The 5143-nt window shown below is 55.5% G+C and carries 7 protein-coding genes; 6 read left to right on the top strand and 1 reads right to left on the bottom strand.

What is annotated here, in order from left to right:
* The first annotated feature begins 157 nt into the window (after window positions 1-157).
* The 6 genes from ABY948_RS11035 (at window position 158) to ABY948_RS11010 (ending at window position 4863) form a co-directional block, all read left to right on the top strand.
* The gene (locus ABY948_RS11035) at window positions 158-1120 is read left to right on the top strand and encodes a hypothetical protein (protein ID WP_461482589.1); all 963 of its coding nucleotides are present in this window, start codon (window positions 158-160) and stop codon (window positions 1118-1120) included.
* Window positions 1121-1358: 238 nt separating this feature from the next.
* A complete protein-coding gene (locus ABY948_RS11030) occupies window positions 1359-1928 on the top strand; it encodes a cache domain-containing protein (RefSeq protein ID WP_461482588.1) in 570 nt (189 codons plus the stop codon).
* A gap of 147 nt (window positions 1929-2075) precedes the next feature.
* The gene (locus tag ABY948_RS11025) at window positions 2076-2360 is read left to right on the top strand and encodes a hypothetical protein (RefSeq protein ID WP_461482587.1); all 285 of its coding nucleotides are present in this window, start codon (window positions 2076-2078) and stop codon (window positions 2358-2360) included.
* 329 nt (window positions 2361-2689) lie between these two features.
* Window positions 2690-3250 (top strand): ferritin family protein, encoded by a 561-nt coding sequence (locus tag ABY948_RS11020; RefSeq protein WP_461482586.1) that lies wholly within the window; start codon window positions 2690-2692, stop codon window positions 3248-3250.
* A gap of 8 nt (window positions 3251-3258) precedes the next feature.
* Window positions 3259-4119, top strand: coding sequence for a prenyltransferase (locus tag ABY948_RS11015; protein ID WP_461482585.1), 861 nt, complete (start codon window positions 3259-3261; stop codon window positions 4117-4119).
* Between the two features lie 105 nt (window positions 4120-4224).
* On the top strand, window positions 4225-4863 hold the full coding sequence (locus ABY948_RS11010) for a glutathione S-transferase (RefSeq protein ID WP_461482584.1): 639 nt from the start codon (window positions 4225-4227) through the stop codon (window positions 4861-4863).
* A gap of 39 nt (window positions 4864-4902) precedes the next feature.
* On the opposite strand, the gene ABY948_RS11005 is transcribed toward ABY948_RS11010, so the two are convergent.
* Window positions 4903-5143: 3-methyl-2-oxobutanoate hydroxymethyltransferase (locus tag ABY948_RS11005; protein ID WP_461482583.1), on the bottom strand; the 241-nt coding region annotated here is incomplete at its 5' end.

Here is a 5143-nt window from a genome sequence, read left to right as displayed (position 1 = left end):
TGATTCTATATCTCCTTTATAAGACGCACATTGTTCTGTTTTATGTATTACTGAGCCAGTTGAAAACAAGGTAATAAGTGAACGTTAGAGAAGCTGGTGGGATCTACGCGCTCTGACCGATTATGAAAAGGTTAGCCATTATTGGTAGATAGAGAAAATGCCAAAGAGAACCAACGAGTTTCAGAAGGTACTGTTTATGCTTCAGAGGCAGCTCGCAGGAGAAGCAACAGTCACCGAATCAAAGTTCCTTCGCAATCAAGATACTGGTGCAGAAGTTGAAGTTGATATCGTGATTGAAACGACCATTGGAGGCGTGCCGCTGGTAATCGGGGTGGAGTGTACTGCCACTAAGAGGCCAGCAAACATTGAGTGGATACATCAAATTTATGGAAAGCATCACGCACTTCCAGTGAATGCTACGGTCTTGGTTTCCAAGTCGGGGTACACGAAAAGTGCACTGGTGCAAGCAGATGCCTTCAAAATTCGGGCAATGACAGTAGATGAAGCTGAGGCGGCGTCTTGGATAGATTTGGTTGAGGATTTGGGGCAACTAGCTTTAGGTGCGTTCGAGTTCAAGATGAAAAGTTGTACTGTCCACTACGAGCGAATTCCTGCTTCTGCTCCTAACTTAACGTTGAGTCCAGACATACTTGTAATGCGAGGACTGTCCGATGATCCAATTCGATTTGCTGATCTGGCGAACTCCATCATTGGTGACCCACGTGTGGCGAAAGAGGTAATGATCAATTGGCTTGCAATTCCAAAAGATCAGCGGTCGAAGCAGTTTCCCTTCACCGTAAACTGGTGCCCAAGTGAGAGCACTATTATAAGAACTCAAGAGGGGTGGCAGTATCAAATCTCAAACCTTGATCTTGAAGTTGTTGCAAATGTGACTACAGCTCCTCTCAGCCTAACGCCTGGTAAGTTCAGTGGTACAGATATCGCCTATGGAGCTGCGGAAAACATTTTTATGCAATCAGGTAGCAAGGAGCGAGAGGTTGTTGTCACTCTCTCCCGTAATGAAGAAGGCCATGTCTCTGGGTCGCTTATGGTTCCAAAGTTTGAAGGTGGTGATGATCGAGTTTTTGATATGACGATAGTAAACGAGAACAAGCAATAATTGAGCTCAGAGTAAAACTCACTAAAAATTGGAGTCAGAGTAAAAATTTTTCTAACAAAGCACTGTTGTCGGACTCGTTTTTCGCTGTGCTCCAAACCGGCGGGTAAGCCGGGTGTTAGAAGGTAATAATGAAAATGGCTAGCGTTATCTTAAGCGCACTTTTGTTAGCTAGTAATGCTTTCTGGCTGTGCCAGGAAATACGAACTTGCTTCCAGCGAATGTTAAACAGGAGCACATCATGTTTAAAATAAGGATGGCCGCTTCGTGGCCTGTGTTCGTGTTCTGCGCTTTGGCGTTGGCGGGGTGCGGCGACTCAGGAAACGATCAGGTGAAAATTGTTGCTGGCGAAATCGCCAAAACGGACATGGTCGAGAGGCGGCTTGGTGCCCTTGCCCTGCAGTTTGGGGCTATCCAGGTATCCGACGAGCGAAAAGTCTTTGAGATGTTGCGGGCGTATCTTGAAGAGAATCCAGACATTTACGGGGCAGCCTATGCCTTTGCGCCGGTGGAACTGGACGGGGTAGTGGTGAAATCGTCTCCCTACGTCTTCCGCGGCGAAGCCGGATTTGTCGAGAGAGACCTCGCAGTAAGTTACGACTATGTTTCCGAGCAGTGGTACTCGCAGCCGGTGGAGCGGGGAATGGCGGTTTGGAGCGATCCGTATTTCGACGAGGGCGGAGGTGATATTTGGATGGTCACCTATTCCGTCCCTGTTTACGACGGGGACTCCCGGTTGTCCGGCGTTTTAACCAGTGATTTGCCTGCGCCGGAAAAAAGAATGCCGTCTCTCCCAATCCAGAACGAATAAAGGGGGCAGTGAAAAAACGCTTGGGTGGATAAAGCCAGTGCCATTCCTGGTGCGTCCTTTGCAAATAATTGGAATAATTGGGGGCAGAGTAGAAATTTTTTCTCTCGGCTACACGGCATTGCGTTATAGCCCAGTAGGTAATTTTATATGAATCTTGAAAAGTCCAAAAAACGCATCGCAAAGCGCGTCAAAATGAGCCATCAGGGCTATCCGGAAATTACCATCGAGTACTTTGGCGTGGACTCTGGTTGTGCCAACGGCGTGTCAGTGAAGTTCTGCCAGGAAGAGGGTGCGGAAATACAGGAGCAGCGTTTGTCCAGCGCCGGTGATGCCCGGGAAGATGAGGCCATTCAATCGGCCATTGTCAAGATTATCGAGCGCTCGGAAGCCAAAAGCGTTGTTCAGGTTGAGGGTGTTTCAGTAGCCAGCTAAACCTGGTATTACTCCATCATCTGTGCCCGCAACCGTCAATGGCAACTCCTGGGGGCAGAGTAACCACTCTATGACTTGGTTGCCCCCTCGGTACCGAGCCCTGACATCCCCCTTTTTTTCATTGCACCGCAGCCCCTGGGTCCGCCGCACCCTTGTGGTCCTGTGCCATGGATTGACCGTTGTGGTCTTCAGTGATCAGGGTCAATGACGCTCAATGGTCACCTGCGCACAATATGCTGCAAAGAGTTTTGTCAGTCCCGTTTACGGGTTAATGTAGCTGTTCAAATTACCCCCCGTTAACAACCGCACGACTTTCACGGAGAAGAGCAATGGAAAAGGCTGAGATTAGCGAAGAGATGATTTTCGAGTGCTTTGCGGCTGCCCGCCAGTCTGATGATATGGCCGGGACAGCGGAATCGTTTGTGGATGTGGAAGAGTACGAAAACCGGGTGATGTACCCGGAGTTTGCCCGCTGGGCCAGCGCGGCCGGTTACCCGGAGTTGGCGACGCTGTTCCGCAAGGTGGCGGGCGAGGAAAAGCTGCACGCGGTATGGCTGCGGGCGCTGTACCGCGATATCGGTGTGCCGCAACGGGGTGAAGATACCCAGCGCGCCATCGACGCCCTGGAAGCCATTCGCGCCAATTGCGATGCGCTGATTGCCCTGAACCCTGACGGCGTGGTGGAAAAAGCGCTGACCGTGGCGATTCGGGTGGAACAGCGTGAGTATCGGGATATCTATCCCCATTTCCGCGACCAGGCGCTGGCGGCGAACGATGCCGATACCGCCGAGGTTTACCAGAAAGTGATCGATTCCGAGCGCCAGCACGCCCACTGGTTTCAGGCGGCCCTGGATAACTTCCGTGCACCCCAGGCCGGGGCGATGGCCTGACAGACTGTTTGGGCATTGCACTGACGGACAGGCCCCGCATCAGGTGGTGGCAGGCACTTAACCCCGCCCTCTACCTGGTGTCGATACTGCCCGGCGTCGCGGTCTGGCTGCTGGCGGAACTGCCCCTCAGCCACGGGGCGCTGTGGCCGGCAACCCTCGCCGTGGTGCTGCTGCAACACGGCATCAATCTGCTCAACGACGCCAAGGACTGGCAGTTGGGCGCCGACACCTTCAAGTACGATTCCTGGGTGCGTATCCACGGCGGCAGTGTCCGCACCGCCTTTTATCACGGCCTGATCAGTCTGCTCGCCGGTGGCGTCCTGGGGCTGCTGGTGCTGTTGCTGCACCGGCAGTTGTGGATTCTCGGTTTTGCCCTGCCGCTGGTATTGCTGGGGGTGCTGTATAACGCCGGGCGGCGACCGCTGTCCTACACGGCGGCCGGCGAGTGGGCCACGGCACTCTGTTATGGCCCCGGTGTGTTTGGCGGCCTGTGGTTCGTGGCAGGGCAACCGTTCGATGGCATGGCTCTGTTGGGCATGGCCGCCTTTGCGGCCTTTGCCACGGCGCTGTTGTTTTCCCACCAGCCGCCGCAAATCGACAGCGACCGGCAGGCGGGCAAACATTCCTTTGCGGTGCGCCACGGTGCCATCACCACCTACCGCGTTGCCGGCGGGTTGCTCTCGGCCACATGGCTGTTGCTGGTGGCGGCCTACTGGGTTGGGTCGGGTGATCTTTTTGCCGCCATGGTCTTTACCCTGGCTGCCGCTTCTGCGGCCCTGTGGGTGGTGCGGGTCGGCCCGAACCCGAAGCGCATCATGTTGTCCGCCGCCCTGGTGTTTCTGCTGAGTGCCCTGACGGCAAGCCTGTAGACAGGTAGGCGATCTCCCTTGACGATTCTATGAGTGGTGCCATTGGTGTAATGGAATGCAGGTTTGTTATGCTCTGCCGCTGATGTTTCAGCTGCTCGATACCCGATGCTCCCCATCCTCTATTCCTTTCGCCGCTGCCCCTATGCCATTCGCGCGCGCATGGCGCTGCACTATGCCGCCGTGCCGGTGGCATTGCGCGAGGTACTGTTAAAGGACAAGCCGCAAGCCATGCTGTCCGTGTCGGCGAAAGGCACGGTGCCGGTGCTGGTGCTGCCAGAGGGTTCGGTGCTGGATGAAAGTTGCGATGTGATGCGCTGGGCGCTGGCTCGGAATGACCCGGATCACTGGTGGGATGACGCGCTGGCCGGGCAGATCGAGCAGTTGGTGCAGCAGAATGATGTGGTCTTCAAGCCGCTGCTGGACCGTTACAAGTACGCCGACCGCTATCCGGAATACTCCGTCGGGCACTACCGCGCTGAGGGTGAACGGTTTTTGCAAGAGCTGGAAGCGCGCTTGCAGCAAAGCCGCTTCCTGCTGGGAGACAGCCTCGGTTTTGCCGACGTGGCACTGTTGCCATTTATCCGCCAGTTCGCCCTGGTGGACCGGGACTGGTTTGATGCGGCCCCCTACCCGCGGTTGCAGGCGTGGCTGCAGGCGTTGTTGGCATCCGAATGGTTTCTGGGGGTGATGGCGAAATATCCGCCCTGGCGGGAGGGCGATCCGACCACGGTCTTTCCCTCCTGAGGTGTTTTTGTCCGGGCTATTCCCGCTCAGGCATTTGAATCAGAAGCCGTGTTCCGGTCCCGGGAAACTGCCGTTGCGCACCGCCTCGGCGTAGGCCCGGAGGGCGCCCTCCAGACTGCCGCTGTCGGCCAGGAAGTTGCGGGCGAATTTCGGCAGCTTGGGGGACAGGCCGAGCATGTCGTAAATCACCAGCACCTGGGCATCGGTCTCGGCACCGGCGCCGATGCCGATCACCGGCACGGACAGTTCTTCGCTGATCTGTTTCGCCAGGGCGGCGGGC

This window comes from Porticoccus sp., from assembly GCF_041592135.1.
Classification (GTDB): domain Bacteria; phylum Pseudomonadota; class Gammaproteobacteria; order Pseudomonadales; family Porticoccaceae; genus Porticoccus.
This window is presented reverse-complemented; position numbering and strand designations above follow the sequence as displayed.